General features: G+C 68.3%; 18 protein-coding genes. 4 read left to right on the top strand and 14 right to left on the bottom strand.

Features of this window, described 5'->3' with window-relative positions; genetic code table 11:
• Positions 1-5: 5 nt before the first annotated feature.
• From JMF86_RS06665 to JMF86_RS06655, 3 genes are all read right to left on the bottom strand, one after another.
• Entirely contained in the window at positions 6-443 is a 438-nt protein-coding gene (locus JMF86_RS06665) for a thioesterase family protein (RefSeq protein WP_027787751.1), read from the bottom strand.
• Between the two features lie 157 nt (positions 444-600).
• Complete coding sequence (locus JMF86_RS06660) at positions 601-1,137, bottom strand: NUDIX domain-containing protein (RefSeq protein ID WP_201316830.1); 537 nt, start codon at positions 1,135-1,137, stop codon at positions 601-603.
• 122 nt (positions 1,138-1,259) lie between these two features.
• Positions 1,260-2,540 carry a YbfB/YjiJ family MFS transporter gene (locus tag JMF86_RS06655; RefSeq protein ID WP_201316829.1) on the bottom strand — a complete coding sequence of 427 codons (1,281 nt, stop codon included), beginning with the start codon at positions 2,538-2,540 and terminating at the stop codon, positions 1,260-1,262.
• A 123-nt stretch (positions 2,541-2,663) separates the two neighbouring features.
• Here JMF86_RS06655 and JMF86_RS06650 point away from each other — a divergent pair, with 123 nt between their 5' ends.
• Complete coding sequence (locus JMF86_RS06650) at positions 2,664-3,578, top strand: LysR family transcriptional regulator (protein ID WP_053523990.1); 915 nt, start codon at positions 2,664-2,666, stop codon at positions 3,576-3,578.
• A gap of 147 nt (positions 3,579-3,725) precedes the next feature.
• On the opposite strand, the gene alaS is transcribed toward JMF86_RS06650, so the two are convergent.
• Entirely contained in the window at positions 3,726-6,350 is a 2,625-nt protein-coding gene (alaS, locus tag JMF86_RS06645) for an alanine--tRNA ligase (protein ID WP_201316828.1), read from the bottom strand.
• 254 nt (positions 6,351-6,604) lie between these two features.
• Between alaS and JMF86_RS06640 the strand changes: the two genes are divergently transcribed.
• Entirely contained in the window at positions 6,605-7,825 is a 1,221-nt protein-coding gene (locus tag JMF86_RS06640) for a CaiB/BaiF CoA-transferase family protein (protein WP_027813482.1), read from the top strand.
• Between the two features lie 96 nt (positions 7,826-7,921).
• Here JMF86_RS06640 and JMF86_RS06635 read toward each other — a convergent pair whose 3' ends face one another.
• Positions 7,922-8,470, bottom strand: coding sequence for an alpha/beta hydrolase (locus JMF86_RS06635; protein WP_201316827.1), 549 nt, complete (start codon positions 8,468-8,470; stop codon positions 7,922-7,924).
• A gap of 195 nt (positions 8,471-8,665) precedes the next feature.
• Positions 8,666-8,875, bottom strand: coding sequence for an ornithine acetyltransferase (locus JMF86_RS06630; protein ID WP_006497729.1), 210 nt, complete (start codon positions 8,873-8,875; stop codon positions 8,666-8,668).
• A 254-nt stretch (positions 8,876-9,129) separates the two neighbouring features.
• Here JMF86_RS06630 and JMF86_RS06625 point away from each other — a divergent pair, with 254 nt between their 5' ends.
• A complete protein-coding gene (locus tag JMF86_RS06625; protein WP_054927633.1) occupies positions 9,130-10,839 on the top strand; it encodes a glutamine--tRNA ligase/YqeY domain fusion protein in 1,710 nt (569 codons plus the stop codon).
• Positions 10,840-10,977: 138 nt separating this feature from the next.
• On the opposite strand, the gene JMF86_RS06620 is transcribed toward JMF86_RS06625, so the two are convergent.
• From JMF86_RS06620 to JMF86_RS06610, 3 genes are all read right to left on the bottom strand, one after another.
• Entirely contained in the window at positions 10,978-11,448 is a 471-nt protein-coding gene (locus JMF86_RS06620) for an NUDIX hydrolase (RefSeq protein WP_011545186.1), read from the bottom strand.
• Between the two features lie 11 nt (positions 11,449-11,459).
• Entirely contained in the window at positions 11,460-11,846 is a 387-nt protein-coding gene (locus tag JMF86_RS06615; protein WP_012328329.1) for a hypothetical protein, read from the bottom strand.
• Between the two features lie 123 nt (positions 11,847-11,969).
• Positions 11,970-13,328 carry a cytochrome-c peroxidase gene (locus JMF86_RS06610; RefSeq protein ID WP_201316826.1) on the bottom strand — a complete coding sequence of 453 codons (1,359 nt, stop codon included), beginning with the start codon at positions 13,326-13,328 and terminating at the stop codon, positions 11,970-11,972.
• Positions 13,329-13,548: 220 nt separating this feature from the next.
• Between JMF86_RS06610 and JMF86_RS06605 the strand changes: the two genes are divergently transcribed.
• The gene (locus JMF86_RS06605; protein WP_011694259.1) at positions 13,549-15,135 is read left to right on the top strand and encodes an acid phosphatase; all 1,587 of its coding nucleotides are present in this window, start codon (positions 13,549-13,551) and stop codon (positions 15,133-15,135) included.
• A gap of 113 nt (positions 15,136-15,248) precedes the next feature.
• On the opposite strand, the gene JMF86_RS06600 is transcribed toward JMF86_RS06605, so the two are convergent.
• From JMF86_RS06600 to JMF86_RS06580, 5 genes are all read right to left on the bottom strand, one after another.
• The gene (locus JMF86_RS06600; protein ID WP_201316825.1) at positions 15,249-16,751 is read right to left on the bottom strand and encodes an alginate export family protein; all 1,503 of its coding nucleotides are present in this window, start codon (positions 16,749-16,751) and stop codon (positions 15,249-15,251) included.
• A complete protein-coding gene (locus JMF86_RS06595; RefSeq protein ID WP_201316824.1) occupies positions 16,748-17,446 on the bottom strand; it encodes a YoaK family protein in 699 nt (232 codons plus the stop codon). Before JMF86_RS06595 ends, JMF86_RS06600 begins: the two co-directional genes overlap by 4 nt.
• Positions 17,443-18,357, bottom strand: coding sequence for a glyoxalase (locus JMF86_RS06590; protein WP_201316823.1), 915 nt, complete (start codon positions 18,355-18,357; stop codon positions 17,443-17,445). Before JMF86_RS06590 ends, JMF86_RS06595 begins: the two co-directional genes overlap by 4 nt.
• Positions 18,358-18,383: 26 nt before the next feature.
• On the bottom strand, positions 18,384-18,836 hold the full coding sequence (locus JMF86_RS06585; RefSeq protein ID WP_201316822.1) for a DoxX family protein: 453 nt from the start codon (positions 18,834-18,836) through the stop codon (positions 18,384-18,386).
• 1 nt (position 18,837) lies between these two features.
• The coding region (locus JMF86_RS06580) for an amidohydrolase family protein (RefSeq protein WP_374039642.1) at positions 18,838-19,234 on the bottom strand (397 nt) is incomplete at its 5' end.

Here is a 19,234-nt window from a genome sequence, read left to right as displayed (position 1 = left end):
CAGCGTCAGGCGGCGAGCGGTTCGAGCGCGGCGCGCAGCGCGTCGGGCAGCGGCACCGGGCGGCGCGTGCCGCGATCGACGTACACGTGCACGAAATGCCCCTGCGCGGCGGGCGACGCATCGCCTTGCGCGAACAGCCCGACTTCGTAGCGCACGCTCGACGTGCCGAGCTTCACGACGCGCAGCCCCGCGTCGACCGATTGCGGGAACACGAGCGGCGCGAAGTAGTTGCACTGCGTCTCGACGACCAGCCCGATCGTCTGCCCGTGCTCGACGTCGAGCACGCCCGCGCGGATCAGGTACTCGTTCACGACGGTGTCGAAGTAGCTGTAGTAGACGACGTTGTTCACGTGCCCGTAGACGTCGTTGTCCATCCAGCGGGTCGTGATCGGCAGGAAGTGGCGATAGGCGTCGCGCGGACGCGGCTGCGGCTTGTCGGACATGGCGATGGCGCTCAGGACGAGGGAAGCGAAGGGAACGATGGGAACGGTTGGAACGACGCGCGGCGGCCGAAGCACGCGGCGCGCCGGCAGGCAACGCGGCGCCGCGTCGCGATCACGCGCGGCACGGCGGACGACACGCCGCGGGCAGGCCGGCGCGTCACTGCCCCGGCCGGTCGACGAATTCGAAATCGAGGCCGCGCGCGCGCATCCAGTCGGCGAGCGCAACACCCGTGCCGGCACGCCACGGGCGCAGCAGCGGTGGATCGACGAGCTTGTATTCGAGCAGTTCCGGCGACAGCGACACCGTGCCCGACGCCCGCACGTGGTACGCGATGATCAGTTCGTTCTTGCGGATGAATTCGTACACGCCGACGAGCGACACCTGCTCGGCCTTCAGCGCGGTTTCCTCGAACACCTCGCGGGCGATGCCGTCCTCGGGCGTCTCGCCGTTTTCGAGGAAGCCGGTGATCAGCGCGAACATCCCTTCGGGCCACGCGGCGTTGCGCGCGAGCAGGATCTTGCCGTCGAGCTCGACGATCGCGGCGACGACCGGCAGCGGGTTGTTCCAGTGCACGTAGCCGCAGGTGTCGTCGGGGCAGGCCTGGCGGACGCGGCCGCCTTCATGGTCGGGATCGGAACGCTCGGTCAGCGGGCTCGCGCAGCGCGGGCAAAAGCGGTAGTCGGCGGTGGTCATCGATGGGGATCTGGCGAGCGCCGGGCATCGGCCTGCAGGCCGCGTCGGACACCCGCTCGGCGCGGGAAAGGCTTCATTCTAGCGAGTTTGCCCGCGCCCGAGACGATCCGGCCCCACCGGCGTCAGGGCAACCTGCGCCCGTGTGCGGCAGTCGCCGCGAAGCCGGCGGCGCCGAGCAGTAGCGCGGCCACCGCGACCCACAGCGCAGGTGTGAACGACCCGAAGCGCGCGGCCAGCGGCGCCGCGACGAGCGGCCCGAGGATCTGCCCGACGCCGTACGAGGCGGTCGCATAGCCCATCAGCCCGGCCGCGCGCTCGCCGTGCAGACGCCTTGCCTCGCGCATCGCGAACAGCGTGATCGCGGTGAACGGCAGGCCGAGCAGCGCGCTGCCGATCGAGAAACCGGCCGCGTTCGGCCACACGATCCCGGCTACGATACCGAGCGCCTGCGTCACGCAGCCGGCCGCCAGCAGCAGCCGGTTGTCCCAGTGTCCGGGCAGCCGCGCGGCGGTGATCGCGCCGAAGATCAGCGCGGCGCCGAACATCGGCCAGAACAGGTCGGGCCACGGCGAGGCGGCCGGCAGCGCGGCGCGCGCGATCACCGGCAGGAACGTCGCGGTGATGATGTAGCCGAAGCCGGGGGTGCCGTAGAGCACGACGAGCCACGCGGCGTCCGCGCGAGGGCTTCGCGTATCGGCCCGCGCCGCCGGGGTGGCGGGCGCACCGGTGGCCGCATACGGCGCGGCAGCCGGCGGTGCGGCCTGTGCGTGCGCCGGGGTCGGAGTCCGTTCGGGAGCCGGCGTCGTACCAAACGTGCGCCAGATCGCGACCGACAGGACAGCCGACAACGCCGCGAAACCCAGCCAGCCCACCGCCGCGTGCTGCCCGGCCAGCGCACTGCCGATCAGCCCCGTCACCACGATGCCGACGCCCGGCCCCGCGTAGATCACCCCGCTCCATTCGGGCGCATGCAGCTCGGCCAGACGCCGCAACCCCCATTGCGACACGAACACGAACGTCCATGCGCTGACGACGCCCGCGACGAAGCGCACGACGAGCCACACCGGCAGCAGGTGGCCGACGCCCATCGCGGCGGTCAGCAGCACGGTCGCGACGAGCCCGAAGCGCACCATCCGCGCCGGCGCGACGCGCAGCGCCGCGCAAGTGACCGCGCCGACGAAGTAGCCCGCGTAATTCGACGATGCGAGCCAGCTGCCGCCCTTCAGCCCGATCGAGCCGTCCGCGAGCATCAACGGCAACAGCGGCGTGAACGCGAAACGGCCGACGCCGAGCACGACGGCCAGGCCGACCATGCAGGCGAGCGCGGCCGCGCGGGCATGGCGGTCGGCCTGGTCGGACGAAAGCACGCGGGCGGCGGCGGTCAGGGCATCGAAGCGGGACATGGCGGCATGGACCGGCGCGTCGCGCGCCGGCCGGATCGGAAATCGGAATGGGCCCATCCTAGCTTGACCAACCGTTCTCGAAAAATGAATAATTAAGAATCGATTCATCCCTAGGAGAGAATCATGGACCTGGCGGCGCTGGCGATTTTCCGGGCGGTCGTGCGCGAAAACGGCGTGACGCGCGCGGCGGCCAAGCTCAATCGCGTGCAGTCGAACGTCACGACGCGCATCAAGCAACTGGAGGAGGAACTCGGCGCGGCGCTATTCGTGCGCGACGGCCGCCGGCTCGTACTGACCCCGGCCGGGCACACGCTGCTGCCATATGCGGAGCGCCTGCTCGCGCTCGCCGACGAGGCGCGCGACGCGGTGCGCGAGGACACGCCGCGCGGCCGGCTGCGGCTCGGCACGATGGAAAGCACGGCCGCGAGCCGGCTGCCGACCCTCCTCGCGCGCTACCACCATGCATGGCCCGACGTGTCGCTCGAACTGCTGACGGGTACGACGGGCTGCCTGATCGACCGCGTGCGCGACTTCGAGATCGACGCCGCGCTGTTCGCGCGCCCGCCCGAGCCGGACACGCTGCCCGACACGTTCGAGACGGTGCCGATCTTCCGCGAGGATCTCGTGCTGCTCACGCCGCGCGGCCATCCGCCGGTGCGCACGCCGCGCGACGTGATCCTGCCCACGCTGATCGCGTTCGAGCGCGGCTGCGCGTATCGCAAGTACGTCGAACGGTGGTACGCGGCGCACGGCGTGAAGCCGGCCCGGGTGCTCGAACTCGGTTCGTATCACGCGATCGTCGCGTGCGTCGCGGCCGGCGCGGGCGTCGCGGTCGCGCCACGTTCGGTGCTCGATCTGCAGCCGGAGACCGGCAACATCGCCGCGCACACGATTCCCGAACTCGAAGGCATCGACACGCTGCTCGGGTGGCGGCGCGGTTATGCGTCGGCGGCGCTCGCCGCGCTGCGCGATGCGCTCACCGACGCCGCGCGGCAGCCTGGGGACATGACGACGCCAACGGTGACCGTGCCGGCCTGACCCGTATGCGCGCGCCGCCGCATCGATCGACGCGCATGGGCTGCACAAACGAAACGACCCGACCGGCGCCTGCCGATCGGGTCGTTTTTCGATTCACGCGATGCCGTCAGGGCGACGGCATCGCATCGGTCGTGCAACGCTCAGGGATCAGAGCCGTTCTTCGACCCAGCCCTTCACGCCGGCCAGCGCGCCCGGCAGGTTCGCCGGCTCGGTGCCGCCCGCCTGCGCCATGTCCGGACGGCCACCGCCCTTGCCGCCCACTTGCTGCGCGACGAAGTTCACGAGCTCGCCGGCCTTGACCTTCTTGCTCGCGTCCGGCGTGACGCCCGCGATCAGGCTCACCTTGCCGCCTTCGACGGCCGCCAGCACGATCGCCGCGCTCTTCAGCTTGTCCTTCAGCTTGTCGACCGTTTCGCGCAGCGTCTTCGCATCGGCGCCGTCGAGCGTCGCGGCCAGCACGTACACGCCCGCCACTTCGACGGCCTGCTGCGCGAGCTCGTCGCCCTGGCTCGACGCGAGCTTCGACTTCAGCGCGCCCAGTTCCTTCTCGAGCGACTTCACCTGCTCCTGCACCTGCGCGATGCGCTGCGTGAGTTCCGACGGCTGCGCCTTCAGCGCGGCCGCGGCTTCGTTCACGCGCGCGTCGAGCTCCTGCACGTAGCGCACCGCGTTGTCGCCGGTGATCGCCTCGACGCGGCGGATACCGGCCGCGACGCCGCCTTCGACGACGATCTTGAACAAGCCGATGTCGCCGGTGCGGTGCACGTGCGTGCCGCCGCACAGTTCGCGCGAGAAGCCGAGGTCGAGCACGCGCACTTCATCGCCGTACTTCTCGCCGAACAGCGCCATCGCGCCGCCCTTCACCGCTTCGTCGTACGGCATCACGCGCACGATGCCCGGCGCGTTGGCCAGGATCTCGTTGTTGACGATCTGCTCGACGCGACGGATTTCGTCGTCGGTCATCGGTGCGTTGTGCGCGAAGTCGAAACGGGTCTTGTCCGCGTCGACGAGCGAACCCTTCTGCTGCACGTGCGCGCCGAGCACCTCGCGCAGCGCCTTGTGCATCAGGTGGGTGGCCGAGTGGTTGCGCTGCGTGCGGGCGCGGCGCTGCGCGTCGATTTCCGCGCGCAGCACGTCGCCGACCTTCAGCGTGCCCTGCTCCAGCGTGCCGTGGTGACCGATCACGTCGGCCTGCACCTTCAGCGTGTCGGCCACCGCGAAGCGCGTCGCGGCGTTCGCGAGCACGCCCTGGTCGCCGACCTGGCCGCCCGATTCCGCGTAGAACGGCGTGTGGTCGAGCACGACGACCGCGTCCTGGCCGGCCTTCACCTCGTTGACGGCCGAACCGTCCACGTACAGCGCGACGACCTTCGCGTCGTCGAACGCGATTTCCTCGTAACCGTGGAAGGTGGTCTTGGCGCCCGAGTATTCGAGGCCCTGCGTCGCCTTGAACTTGCCGGCCGCGCGCGCCTGCTCGCGCTGACGCGCCATCGCGTCGTCGAATGCCGGCTCGTCGACCGTCATCCCGCGCTCGCGGCACACGTCGGCCGTCAGGTCCAGCGGGAAGCCGTACGTGTCGTGCAGCTTGAACGCGAGTTCGCCGTCGAGCACCTTGCCGCCCTTCGCCTCGACCTCTGCCAGCGCGGCTTCGAGGATCGACATCCCGTGCTCGATCGTCTCGAAGAAGCGCTCTTCTTCCTGGCGCAGCACGTCGGTCACGCGCTGTTCGGCTTCCTTCAGCTCCGGATAGGCGGTGCCCATCTCGGCGACGAGGTCGGCCACCAGCTTGTGGAAGAACGCGCCCTTGCGGCCCAGCTTGTAGCCGTGACGGATCGCGCGGCGCACGATCCGGCGCAGCACGTAGCCGCGACCTTCGTTGCCGGGGATCACGCCATCGACGATCAGGAACGAGCACGCGCGGATGTGATCGGCGATCACCTTCAGCGAGTTGTTCGTGAGGTCGCTGATCTCGGTCACGCGCGCGGCGGCCTTGATCAGGTTCTGGAACAGGTCGATATCGTAGTTGCTGTGCACGTGCTGCAGCACCGCGGCGAGACGCTCGAGGCCCATGCCGGTGTCGACCGACTGCTTCGGCAGGCGCGTCATGTTGCCCTGCGCGTCGCGGTTGAACTGCATGAACACGAGGTTCCAGATCTCGATGTAGCGGTCGCCGTCTTCTTCAGGCGACCCCGGCGGGCCGCCCCACACGTCCGGGCCGTGGTCGTAGAAGATTTCGGTACACGGGCCGCACGGGCCGGTGTCGCCCATCGTCCAGAAGTTGTCCGATGCGTAACGCGCGCCCTTGTTGTCGCCGATCCGGATGATCCGCTCGGTCGGCACGCCGACTTCCTTCGCCCAGATGTCGTAGGCCTCGTCGTCTTCCCGGTAGACGGTCACCCACAGCTTGTCCTTCGGCAGCTGGTAGACCGTGGTCAGCAGCTCCCACGCGAACTTGATCGCGTCGTGCTTGAAGTAGTCGCCGAACGAGAAGTTGCCGAGCATCTCGAAGAACGTGTGGTGGCGCGCCGTGTAGCCGACGTTCTCGAGGTCGTTGTGCTTGCCGCCCGCGCGCACGCTGCGCTGCGCCGTCGTGGCGCGCGAGTACGGGCGCGGGTCCGTGCCGAGGAAGACGTCCTTGAACTGGACCATGCCCGAGTTCGTGAACATCAGCGTGGGGTCGTTACCGGGCACGAGGCTCGACGAGCGGACGATCGTGTGGCCCTTCGATTCGAAGAATTTGAGGAATTTCTCGCGGATTTCGGCAGCTTTCATGGCGTGCGGGGACAGTCTGGCAAAGACGGCTTCAAACGCCGGCGCCCCAGGCGGGGCGCGCGGCGGCATGGATTCGGAAACGATCGATTATACGGGATCGGGGCCGGCTTCCGGGCAAAGCGCCGGCAACGCGGCTCGGCCATCCGGACGAGCCGCCTGGGCCACCCGCGCGGCCGATTCGCCTTAAGATGCTCGGCATGCCAATCGGCCTTGCCCGACAACGCAGGCCCGCCATGAAAGGAGACGATTCGACGATGGGTGCCCTGAGCCATATCCGCGTGCTGGACCTGACCCGCGTGCTCGCGGGCCCGTGGTGCGCGCAGACCCTTGCCGACTTCGGCGCGGACGTGATCAAGGTCGAGCGCCCGGGCGCCGGCGACGACACGCGCCACTGGGGGCCGCCGTACCTGAAGGACGCGGACGGCGCCGATACCGCCGAAGCCGCGTACTACCTCGCGGCGAACCGCAACAAGCGCTCGGTGACGATCGACATCGCGACGCCCGAAGGGCAGCAGATCGTGCGCGAGCTCGCCGCGCGGAGCGACGTCGTGCTCGAGAACTACAAGGTCGGCCAGTTGAAGAAATACGGGCTCGACTATGAGGCGCTGCGGGCGGTGAAGCCCGATCTCGTCTACTGCTCGGTCACCGGCTTCGGCCAGACCGGCCCGTACGCGCACCGCGCGGGCTACGACTTCATCGTGCAGGGGATCGGCGGCTTCATGAGCATCACCGGCGAACGCGACGGCGAGCCGGGTGGCGGCCCGCAGAAGGCCGGCGTCGCGATCGCCGATCTCGCGACCGGCCTCTATTCGACGATCGCCGTGCTCGCCGCGCTCGCGCATCGCGACCGCACGGGCGAAGGCCAGTACATCGACATGGCGCTGCTCGACGTGCAGGTCGCGCTGCTCGCGAACATGAACACCAACTTCCTCGCGAGCGGCAAGCCGCCGGTGCGCTGGGGCAACGCGCATCCGAACATCGTGCCGTACCAGACGTTCCAGACGCGCGACGGCTGGATCATCGTCGCGGTCGGCAACGATGGGCAGTTCCGCAAGTTCGTCGAGGCCGGCGGCCGGCCCGAGCTGGCCGACGACGAGCGCTTCGCGACGAACCCGTCGCGCGTGCGTCACCGCGACACGCTGGTGCCGATCCTCGCGGAGATGGTGAAGGCCCGCGGCAAGGCCGACTGGATCGGCGCGCTCGAAGCGGCCGGCGTGCCGTGCGGGCCGATCAACGATCTCGACGAGGTGTTCGACAACGAGCAGGTGGTCGCGCGCGGGATGCAGGTGTCGCTGCCGCACCCGTGCGGCGCGGACGTGAAGCTCGTGCGCAACCCGATCCGGATGAGCGCGACGCCGCCCGATGCGCGCACGGCCCCGCCGCTGCTCGGCGCGCAGACGGAAGACGTGCTGCGCGACATGCTCGGCTACGACGACGTGCGGATCGCCGCGTTGAAGGCGAAACAGGCGATCTGACGCGATTCGGGTGACGGCGTCGCGGCGGCTGCGGGCGCACGTGGCGTGCAACGACGGGATCACACGGCCGCGACCCGCGCCCGACCGGCAGGCTGACTAACGCCCGAGCGCGTCGAGCCAGCCGCGCGCTTGCGGCCAGTCGCCGAGCCCGCTATCCGCGTTGATGTGGCCGCGCGGGCCGAGGTCATGGAACGTGCTGCCCCACGCGTTCGCGCAGCCGCGTGCGAACGCGAGTGAACCGTACGGATCGTCGCTGCTCGCGACGACACAGGTGGGAAACGGCAGCCGCTCGTGGGGCACCGGGCCGAAGCCGTGTGCCTCTGCCGGAAACACCGGCCCGGCGGGATCGGGCAACGCGACGAGCAGCGCGCCGCGCACTTTCGCGAGCGCGGCCGGGCGTGCATAGCGGGTCGCCCACCAGGCGGTGGTCAGCGTGCCGAGGCTGTGGCCGGCGATCAGCACGGGCCCGCGCGCGGCTTCGACCGCCCGGTCGAGCGCGAGACACCAGCCATTGCGGAATGCGCGGTTCCAGTCAGGCATCGTGACCCGCGAGAAGCGCGCATCCGCGCGCTCCCAGCGGCTTTGCCAGTGGAGCGGGCCCGAATTGGCATAGCCCGGCAGGACGAAAACGACGGGGTCGGTCATGGAAGGATTCGTCGACGAATGGAATCGTGTTGTAGCGTCGACGCAGTGTCGCACACCCGCCTCTCCCTGATGGTGCCTGTCAAAATCCGGGGGATGTGCGTGACCTTCGAGCGGGTCGTGACGCGCTCAGGCAGGCGTCACGACCGGTCGGCATGCAGCGGCGCCCGCGTCGCGGGCGCCAGCCGGCGTGGCAGATCAGCGTACGCCGGCGCCGACCAAGCCGCCTGCCGCTGCGCCGGCCACCGTGCCGACCGGGCCGCCCGTGATCAGGTAGCCGAGCGCGCCGCCCGCGGCCGCGCCGATCCCGGCATTGCGTTGCGTATGCGTCATCGCGCATGCGCCGAGTTGCGACAGGGCCGCGACGATCACCGCGGTACGAACGAGAAAAGTGGTCTTCTTCATCATGATTATTGGCTTCCTCCCGCCAGGCAAAAATTGCGAATGGCGGCATTGAATCGGTAAAGCGATCATAGGAAAACCCGAACGGTGCCGGCAATCCGATTTACGTCGTGTTACAGCCGACACACACTCGATATATTGCGAAACACCTCGCGAACCGAGGGCAGCCGACCGGCAGGCCGCGCGGGACGGACCCCGGTCAGGTAGAATTACAGGATTAAACCGGCGCGACGCGCCGACACAACCCTGACGCCAACCGCATGAGCACCGAACGCAACGACGCCCCCGCGGCTTCCAATTTCATCCGCAACATCATCGACGACGACAACCGCACCGGCAAATGGGGCGGCCGCGTCGAAACGCGCTTCCCGCCCGAGCCGAACGGCTATCTGCACATCGGTCACGCGAAGAGCATCTGCCTGAACTTCAGCGTCGCGCGCGACTACGGCGGCGTGTGCCACCTGCGCTTCGACGACACGAACCCGGAAAAGGAAAGCGTCGAATACGTCGACTCGATCGTCGACGCGGTGCGCTGGCTCGGCTTCGACTGGCGCAAGGACGCGGTCGATCATCAGTATTTCGCGAGCGACTACTACGACAAGCTGTACGAATTCGCCGAGCTGCTGATCCAGCGCGGCAAGGCGTACGTCGACAGCCAGAGCGCCGACGAAATGCGCGCGAACCGCGGTTCGCTGACCGAAGGCGGCAAGCCGTCGCCGTTCCGTGATCGCACGCCGGCAGAAAACCTCGACCTGTTCCGCCGCATGAAGGCCGGCGAGTTCAAGGAAGGCGAGCACGTGCTGCGCGCGAAGATCGACATGGCGTCGCCGAACATGAACATGCGCGACCCGGTGATCTACCGGATCCGCTACGCGCACCATTACCGCACCGGCGACGCATGGTGCGTGTATCCGATGTACGACTACACGCACTGCATCTCGGATGCGCTCGAAGGCATCACGCATTCGCTGTGCACGCTCGAATTCGAGGATCACCGCCCGCTGTACGACTGGGTGCTGAACGAACTCGCGGAAGCCGGCGTGTTCACGCGCCCGCTGCCGCAACAGATCGAATTCTCGCGGCTGAACCTCACGTACGCGATCACCAGCAAGCGCAAGCTGCTGCAGCTCGTCACCGAAGGCCATGTCGACGGCTGGGACGACCCGCGGATGCCGACGATCGTCGGCGTGCGCCGCCGCGGCTTCACGCCGGAAAGCATTCATCTGTTCTGCGAACGGATCGGTGTGACGAAGATCGATTCGTGGATCGACATGAGCATCTTCGAAGGCGCGCTGCGCGACGACCTCGACGACAAGGCCGCGCGTACGGTCGCGGTGCTCGATCCGCTGAAGCTCGTGATCGACAACTATCCGGAAGACCTCGAGGAAGCCTGCACGGCGCCCGTGCATCCGCACCATCCGGACCGCGGCGTGCGCACGTTCCCGATCTCGCGCGAGCTGTGGATCGAGCGCGAGGACTTCGTCGAGAATCCGCCGAAGGGTTATTTCCGGCTGTTCCCGGGCAACAAGGTGCGCCTGCGCTACGGCTACGTGATCGAGTGCACGGGCTTCGACAAGGACGCCGACGGCAACGTGACGGCCGTGCACTGCAACTACTTCCCGGACAGCAAGTCGGGCACCGAAGGCGCGAACACGTACAAGGTCAAGGGCAACATCCACTGGGTCAGCGCGAAGCACGCGCAGCCGGCCGAAGTGCGGATCTACGACCGCCTGTTCAAGGAGCCGCACCCGGACGCGGGCGGCGCGAACTTCCTCGAGGCGCTGAACCCCGATTCGAAGAAGATCGTGCAGGCGTACGTCGAGCCGGGCAACGGCGACGTCGCGCCGGAAACGCGCCTGCAGTTCGAGCGCCACGGCTACTTTGTTGCAGACCGTGTCGATTCGAAGCCGGGCAAGCCGGTGTTCAACCGGATCGTCGGGCTGCGCGACAGCTGGGGCAAGCCGGCCTGACGGCCTGCTGCACGCGGCGGCGTGCGGCTTCGCAAGCCGCCCCGCTGCCTGCCCATGAAAAAAACCGGCTCGAGGGCCGGTTTTTTTATCGGCGTGCGCCGAAGGACGGATGGCCGCAGCGACAGCGGCGGCGCTCATTCACGCGCCCGACAACCGCCGATGCAGCTCCGCCAGCGACAGCTTCGTGCGAAACAGCCGCGCGAGACTGCGGCTCGCATAGGTGTCGACGTCGCCCGGCACGGTCCAGCGATACGCATCCATCTCGGGAATCATCGAGCCGTCGCGACGGCTCGGAAACAGCGACGTACACGTACACCGCGCGGGATCGATCTCGCCTTCGGCCACCTGCACCGCGAACAGGTGCAGGTCCTTGTCGTGCCGGTACGCGAAACGGCCGAGATCGAGCAAGCGTGCCGGCGCGAACTCGATGCCGGTTTCCTCGAGCAGTTCGCGCAGCGCGGCGTCGGCCGGCGTCTCGCCCGGTTCGCCCTGCCCCTTCGGGATGTCCCAGTGCGTGGTGTCCGTCGCGTGCGCGAGGAACACGCGGCCGGCCGTATCGAGGATCACGACGCCGCACGACACCGTGCGCGGCGCGCCGCCCCGCTTCATCATGCGCGTGCTCAGCGCTTCTGCAGCTGCCACTTGCCCGCGGCCGTCTTGCAGTAGACGGGCTTGAGCGTCATCGTCTGGCCCTTCGCGGTGATTTCGGTCGCGATTTCGCGGCAGGTCTTGCCGTCCGTCTCGGTCGTGCTCGGCGTGAGCTTCGCGTCGATCTGCGTGCCGCGGCCGTTGCTCTGCCACGTCGTGGTTTCGCCGTCCTTGCCTTCGTCGCGCGCCTGCACGACCGCCCTGGAGAGCGACGCGCGATCGGTCTTGCTGAAATAGCTGATCGGCGTGTCGTTCAGGAAATTCAGGTTGTTCTGCGCATGGGCGGGCAGCATCGCGGCTGCGCACGCGGCGCCGGCCAGCACACGCGTGACGATGGAAAGGGATGCACGCATCGACATGTTTTTCTCCTTGGATGTTCGATCGAACGGCGTGGCGCATGCCGGCGGACCGGGGGCCGGCCCTCCGGTATGCGCCACGCCCGTCAGCGAGCGAGCATAGCATGCGTGCTGTAATGAACGCCTCTAGGGCTTGGCTAACGCGGCCGTTTGCTGATACCCGTCAGTCAGCGTGCCGAGGAACGCGATCACGTCCTTGATCTCGGCCGCGTTCAGCGCCGGCTGGTCGCCGCGCTTGCGGTCGAACGGCGCTTCGCGGTTGATGTTCGGCCAGTAGCGCTTCGGCAGATCGTCGTAGATCTGCACCTTGCCGTGCACGACCGGATAGAACTTCTCCGGATGGATGTCGCGTTCGACGTAGAAGCGCATCACGTCCTCGAGCGAGTGATACACGCCGTTGTGGAAGAACGTCTTGCGCAGCGCGACGTTGCGCAGCGACGGCGTGCGGAACAGCCCGCAGAATTCGTCGCGGCCCTTCAGGTCGGTGCGTTCGGGGCCGCAGGCGCCGAGATCGTAGAAGCGCGGGTCGCGATTGACGGGCAGCGCGCGGTTGCGCGGCACCGCGATCGCGATCAGCCCGAAATCGCTGAACTGCGGCGGGCCGCCTTCGAGCGTGCGCTGGCTGATGTGGCAGCTCGCGCAGTTGCCCTTCTTCTCGTCGTTGAACAGCTGCAGGCCGTGCAACTCCGCGGGCGTGAGCTGCGCGTGACCGGCCAGATACGCGTCGTATTTGCTCGTGTACGGATCGAACAGCGCCGGCTGCTGCTGGAATGCGTCGAGCGCGCGCAGCACCGCATCGAACGTCGCCCGGTCGTCGCCGAGCACCTGGTCGCCGAACGCCTTGCGGAACGCGTCGGCGTACGGCGCTGCGCGAACCGCCTTCGCGACCCGCGCGGGCGAACTGCTCATCTCGAACGGCGACGTGAGCGGAATGCGGGCCTGCGCATCGCGCGTATCGACGCGACCATCCCAGGTCAGCCCGCCGGTCGGCCCCGCGTCGATGCTTTCGTCACCTTCGTCCGGCGAATCGTGGAAGTGCTCGCTGAACGGCGGGATACCGCGCAGGTACTTCAGCGACGGCACCGCGCGAAAGCCGGTACGGTGCATGTCGTCGCCGCCCAGCTGCACCGACAGCGCGTTCGGCGGCCCGAACGCATGCTCGACGCTGTGGCACGACGCGCAAGCGAGCTTGCCGGACCCGGACAGCGACGGATCGAAGAACAGCTGCTTGCCGAGCGCCGTCATCTGCTTCACGCCCTCGAACACCTGCGCACGCGTCTGCGGCTGGCTGGCCGGCGCGACCGCCGGGGCGGCCGGAGTGGCCGGAGCGGCCTGCGCCGCCGGTACGACGGACGCGGCCGACGCACTCGTGCCGGGCTGCGCATCGCAACCAGCCAGCGCCGCGAGCGCGCCAACCATCGCGAGCGTCGCCGCAGCGGGAATCAGCGATCGCGCGGACGCGAAGGATTTCAGAAGGGTGTGCATCGTTGTTCTGGTAGCGGTGGGCAATCGGCCGGAGCTTATGTCAGTTCCGTGACCGTTGGATGACGTTCAACCGACAGTCAATTGAAAGCGTCCCTACACCCGGCTGTCAAATCGGTTCCAGATAATGCGCGCAGCCGGGCGGTACCGCGAGGTTCGCACGCCGGCCCTCCCGCCACCCGGTTCCCACACGCGACCAACGACGAATGAGAGAGAACATCGCATGAAGAAGCACGCCTGGATTCGCTACACGCCGATCGCCCTCGCGGCCGCGCTCAGCCTGACCGCCTGCGGCGGCGACGACGTCACGCAACAGGGCCTGTCGGCCGTCAAGAACGTCGTCGTGATCTACGCGGAAAACCGCAGCTTCGACAACCTGTACGGCAACTTCCCTGGCGCGAACGGCCTGCAGAACGCGACGGCCGCGAATTCGGTGCAGAAGGATCGCGACGGCTCGACGATGGCGACGCTGCCGAAGATCTGGGGCGGCCTCACCGCGACCGGCATCACGCCGGCGGTGACCGAGGCGATGACGGCGAACCTGCCGAACGCGCCGTTCGCGATCGACGATCCGAAAGGCTTCAACCAGTCGATGAGCATCGCGACGCGCGACATCGTGCACCGCTTCTACCAGGACCAGATGCAGATCAACGGCGGCAAGAACGACATGTACGCCGCCTGGACCGACGCGGGCGGCCTGACGATGGGCCACTACACGGCCGATCCGTCGAAGCTGCCGCTGTGGAAGATCGCGCAGCAGTACGTGCTCGCCGACAACTTCTTCATGGGCGCGTTCGGCGGTTCGTTCCTGAACCACCAGTACCTGATCTGCGCGTGCGCGCCGTACTACGCGAATGCCGACAAGAGCCCGGCGGCCGGCAAGATCGCCGTGCTGAACGCCGACGGCAAATCGCTGAAGGTCGCGACGAATTCGCCGGCGTCCGCGCTGAGCGGCCCGCCGAAGTTCGTCAACGACGGCGCGCTCACGCCCGACTTCTACGGCATCAACACGATGCAGCCGGCGTATCAGCCGAGCGGCAACAAGGCGGCCGCGGGCGGCGATCCGCTGCTCGCCGACCCGGCCAATCCGTCGACGATGCCGCCGCAGACGGCGACCAACATCGGCGACCTGATGACCAACGCGGGCGTGTCGTGGGCGTGGTATTCCGGCGCGTGGGGCCAGGCGCTGCAGGCGAGCCAGAACGGCACGTCGAACGTGATCTACGGCGCCGACCTGTCGACGCCGAACTTCCAGCCGCACCACCAGCCGTTCAACTACTTCGCGAACCAGGCGCCGGGCACCGCGAGCCGCGCGCAGCACCTGCTCGACGGCGGCGCGAACGGCGCCGAGTTCATCAAGGCGATCGATGCGGGCACGCTGCCGCAGGTCACGTTCTACAAGCCGCAAGGCAACCTGAACGAGCACCCGGGGTACACGGACGTCACGTCCGGCGACCAGCACATCGCCGACGTGATCGCGCACCTGCAGGCCAGCCCGCAGTGGAAGAACATGGTCGTGGTCGTCACGTACGACGAAAACGGCGGCTTCTGGGATCATGCGACGCCGCCGAACGCCGACCGCTGGGGCCCGGGCACCCGCATTCCCGCGCTGATCGTGTCGCCGTATGCGAAGAAGGGCTTCGTCGATCACACGCAGTACGACACGGGTTCGATCCTGCGCTTCATCACGCGCCGCTTCTCGCTGCCGCGCCTCGCGGGCCTGCAGCAGCGCGACGACGCGCTGAAGGCGAACGGCGCGCAGCCGATGGGTGACCTGACGAACGCGCTCGCGCTGTCGCCGAACCTGTAACGGCATCGCCATCACCGCGAACGGGCCGACCAAACTGCCGGCCCGGACGAACGAAGGGCAGCCCCGCGGGGCTGCCCTTTTTCATGTCGCGTGCGGGTTGCCGCGCGCCGCCGTCACCAGCCGTACTTCAGCTCGACGCCGACATAATCCGCGTTGTGCCCGCCCGCCTGCCGGATCGCGTCGCCGACCTGGAAATGCACGGCCTCGATCGCGCCGATCAGGTTCGCGGCGATCGTCCAGTCCGCGCGCAGCTGCACGTACATGCCCGTCCACAACCCGCCCTTGCCCGCCGTGCCCGGCACCGGGATGTTCGGCTGCTGATAGACGGCGTCGCCGGTCGTCTCCCGCCACTGGAAGCCCAGCGCGCCGAGCAGCGACAGGTTCGCCGACGGTTTCAGCGTCACCGACGGCTTCACGTGAATCAGGTTCGCGTAACTCGTATAGCCGGCCAGCGTGAAGTAATAGCCGTTCGGAAACAGCGGATTGAAGGTGCCGACGCGGCCGTCGTGCGGATGCCGGTCGCCCGATGCCGCGTCGACCTGCAGCGCAATGCGCGGCGACCACGGCGCGTCGAGCCTGTAGCCGGCGATCGAACCGACGGCCCACGCGCCGATCGTGGCGTTGCCGACCGTGCCGCTCTGCAGCATCGTTTCGAGATCCCAGTCGAAGCGCCCGTGCGTGCCCGTGTAGCGAACGTCCCATACGTCGCGATGCTCGGGGCCGCTCGCATCGAGAAAACGCGCGCTGCTGCGGTTGTAGCGCGACCAGTAGCCGGACAGGTCGCCCGGCCCGACCGACTGCCGCTCGAAGCGCACGCCGCTGAACGTGAGATCGCGATTCGACACGTCGTCGAAATCGGACGCGTTGCGGTTCTGCACCGGCTGCGTCGCATAGCCGATGAAGCGCCACTTGCCGTATTCGTAGTCGGCCCACACCGCATCGAACGCCAGCCGCACGTTCGGGCCGTCGCGCGCGGCGATGAAGCGCTGCAGGTCGAACGCCATCTCCTGCCGGCCGACGCGGAACTTGACCGTGCCGCCGCCGAGCGCGCCCGTGTAGGTCGCGAACGCCTGTTCGAGATCGAGCGGGTTCCTGTCGACCGGCGACACCGTGTTCTTGCCGAATGCGCGTGCGTCCTGCAATTGCGCGAAAAACTGCCAGTGCGGGCCGAGATGCGCATCGGCGTGCACTTCGACGCGCTGGATCAGGTACGTATCCGATTGCGCGGAGCCGATGCCGAACAGCGGCGCGTCGTTGGTCTCGAGACGCTCGCGCAGGTTCACGCCGAGTGACAGATAGGATTGCGGATCGTTGCCGAGGGGAAGGTATTTCAACCCGTCGAGCGGCGCGCGCGGCACGCACGGATTCGCGAGCACCGACCAGTCTTCCTGCCAGCGGTTGAACAAGATCGTCGGGCGTTTGGCGGTGCACGTCGAGGCCGGCGCCGAAGCCGATGACGCGGTCGACGCCGGCGCCGGTTCTTGCGTCGAAGTCGACGCAGTTGCCGTTTCCGCGCACACCGCGTCGACGCCCGCGAACAACAGCCCCGCGACGATCGACACGCGCGCGGCCCGCTCGACGCGGCGGCCGTGGCGTCGCCTGCGTCGCTCGATCATGCGCGCTCCTGCGCGGTGGTACCGGCCGCTCGCGCCGCGCACAGCGCGAGCATCGCGAGCGCGCCGGCAGGCACCAGCAGCGCCAGGAACCCGACATAGCGAAACCCGAGCGCACCGCCCGCCGCGCCGAGCGCGAACGCGACGATCGCCGGCAGCATCTTCGCGAAGCGTGCGCGCGCGGTGGCGCGCACGCCGTCCGCCGTGCCGGGAGACAGGATGTCGACCGCATCCAGGATCGCCTGCGTGACGTTGCCGGTCATCACCGTATTCGGCACGCCGCCCGCGCGGGCGATCACGCGCGGATGCGCATTCTGCACGCCCATCGCGAACGTGCCGACGATGCCGGCCACGAGCGCCGCCAGGCTGTCGGGCTGCGTGACGGGCGTCGCCCACACGCCGGCCGCACAGAAGCCGAGCAACAGCACGGCCTGCACCGTATGCAGCACGCGCGTGCCCTGCCAGGCGGGTCGCGCGGCCATCGACCGCGCGATCAGGCTGCTCGCGATCACGCCGCACACGAACGCGGGAAACACGCTGAGCTTCAGCACGACGCCCTGACCGAAGCCGGCGATGCCCGCGCCGATCAGCACGAAGTTGCCGGTCACGTGCGCGGTGAACAGCCCGAACAGCGCGACGAAGCTGAGCGTATCGACGAAGCCGGCCACCGCGGCAAGGATCGTGTCCTCGTGCTTCATCGCGCCACGCTCGCGTGGATCTCGGCGACGTAGCCGCCCGGAAACTGCACGAGCGCCGCGTCGCGACCGTCCGACTTGAACGGCGGCACCAGCACCGTCACGCCCGCGGCTTCGGCCTGCTTCAGCGTCGCGGCGAGATCGGTGACTTCGTAGCCGGTCATTTCACGCCCGAACGGGTAAGGCAGATGGCCGTCGGTCACCAGCACGGTCATCTTGCCGAAACCCGATTCGATGCGAATCCGGCGGTACGTATCGTCCGGCCGGCCGATCTCGATGCCCGGCGCCTTCAAGTTATCGGACACCACTTTACCCTTCGAGAACTTGACGAAGTCGTGCACGAACTTGCGCACGCTTTGCGGCGACACGTACACGCGATTCTCGGGAATGGTCTGCAGTGCGTCGTAATTAGGCACCTGCGTGTGCCAGTACAGCTGCATGTTCACGCCGCCCGCCCACGTGATGATCGCGTCGCGGCCGATCGGGTCGGGGAACGTGTCGACGATCACGTCGGCACCGTGCTCGCGCGCCGACTTCACGGCAACGTCCATGTCGGTCACGAGATAACCGGTGCGCTCCGCGCAGAACGGATACGGGATCGGCGTCTTGAAGCCGAACACCGAGATCGTGCCGACCGGCGTGAGCACCAGTTGCGACATCGTCTGGCTCGGCGTGGGCGTGACCTGGAACACGCCCTGCTTCGACTTCTTGCCGCCGAAGGTCGCGACGAAGCTGTCGGTGAAGCGGTCGAAGTCTTCGGGTGCGACGCACACGTGCGTCGTGTCGTACTGCGGGCCGACCGCCACCGTCGGCACCGCCGCGGGCGGCACCGGCGGTTTTGCGAACGTCACGGGGGCAACGGCGAGGCCGCCCGCGAGCATCGCGGCGAGCAGCACGGAACGAACAGATTTCATCACAGGATTTCCTGGTTGTTGCATCGTCATCGAATGGAACGGCCATCATCGGCCGATTGCCGCGCATCGTCGAGCATGGTCGCGAGCACGAGTGCCGCGATCAGCCCGAGATGCTCGAAAAAGCTGTTGAGCGCCATGAAGTGTTCGGCTCCCGAACGGTTCCAGAAATCGTTCGCCACGACCATCGCGACGAGCGTCAGCATGCCGAGACTGCCGGCGCCGAGCCACGTGAAGCGGCGAAACACCACGCACAGCGAGCCCGCGATCTCGACCGCGATCGCAAGCGCTGCCCACAGCGCGGCCGGCTGCAGGCCGAAATGCGCCTGCTCCGCGACCGCGCCGGGGAAGTCGAGCGCCTTCGCGACGCCGCCGAGCAAATAGGCGGACACCAGCGCGAGGCGCGAGAGCGGCAGGACCCACGGCTGCGACAGCAGCGCGCGGACCCACGCGGGGGTGCCGTAGACGGAGCGCGTCGTCATGTCAGACGGCCCAGCACGAACAACCGAACGCGCCCCAGAAACCCTTCGCGTCCGACGTCGGCAACGTGCGGCCCCACGCGCCCGCGTGCGCATGCTGGTGAACGTTGCATTCGTTCGCGCAGCCGCACATCGCAGCGGCCGCCGCGCGTTGCAGCGGCGCGCCGTTGCGCTGCGTCGCGCCCCAGCCACCATAGCCCCCGAACTCGCGCACCGGCGACCAGTCGGGCATCGCCGGCGGGATCGGCGCGTCGTGCGAGGCGAACGGCCCCGCGCCCCATACGATCTTCCCGTCGACCACCGTCAGCAATGCGGTCGTGCCGGCGATATCGTCCTCCGCGCACGCGAAGAAATCGCGATCCGGGACGATCAGGTCAGCGAGCTGCCCGACCGCAATCCGG

Origin of the sequence: Burkholderia sp. E168m15, from assembly GCF_016586105.1 — a bacterium.
In the GTDB taxonomy this organism is placed as follows: domain Bacteria; phylum Pseudomonadota; class Gammaproteobacteria; order Burkholderiales; family Burkholderiaceae; genus Burkholderia; species Burkholderia orbicola.
Note: the sequence above shows the minus strand (reverse complement) of the source record. Positions and strands in the feature narration are given on the sequence as shown.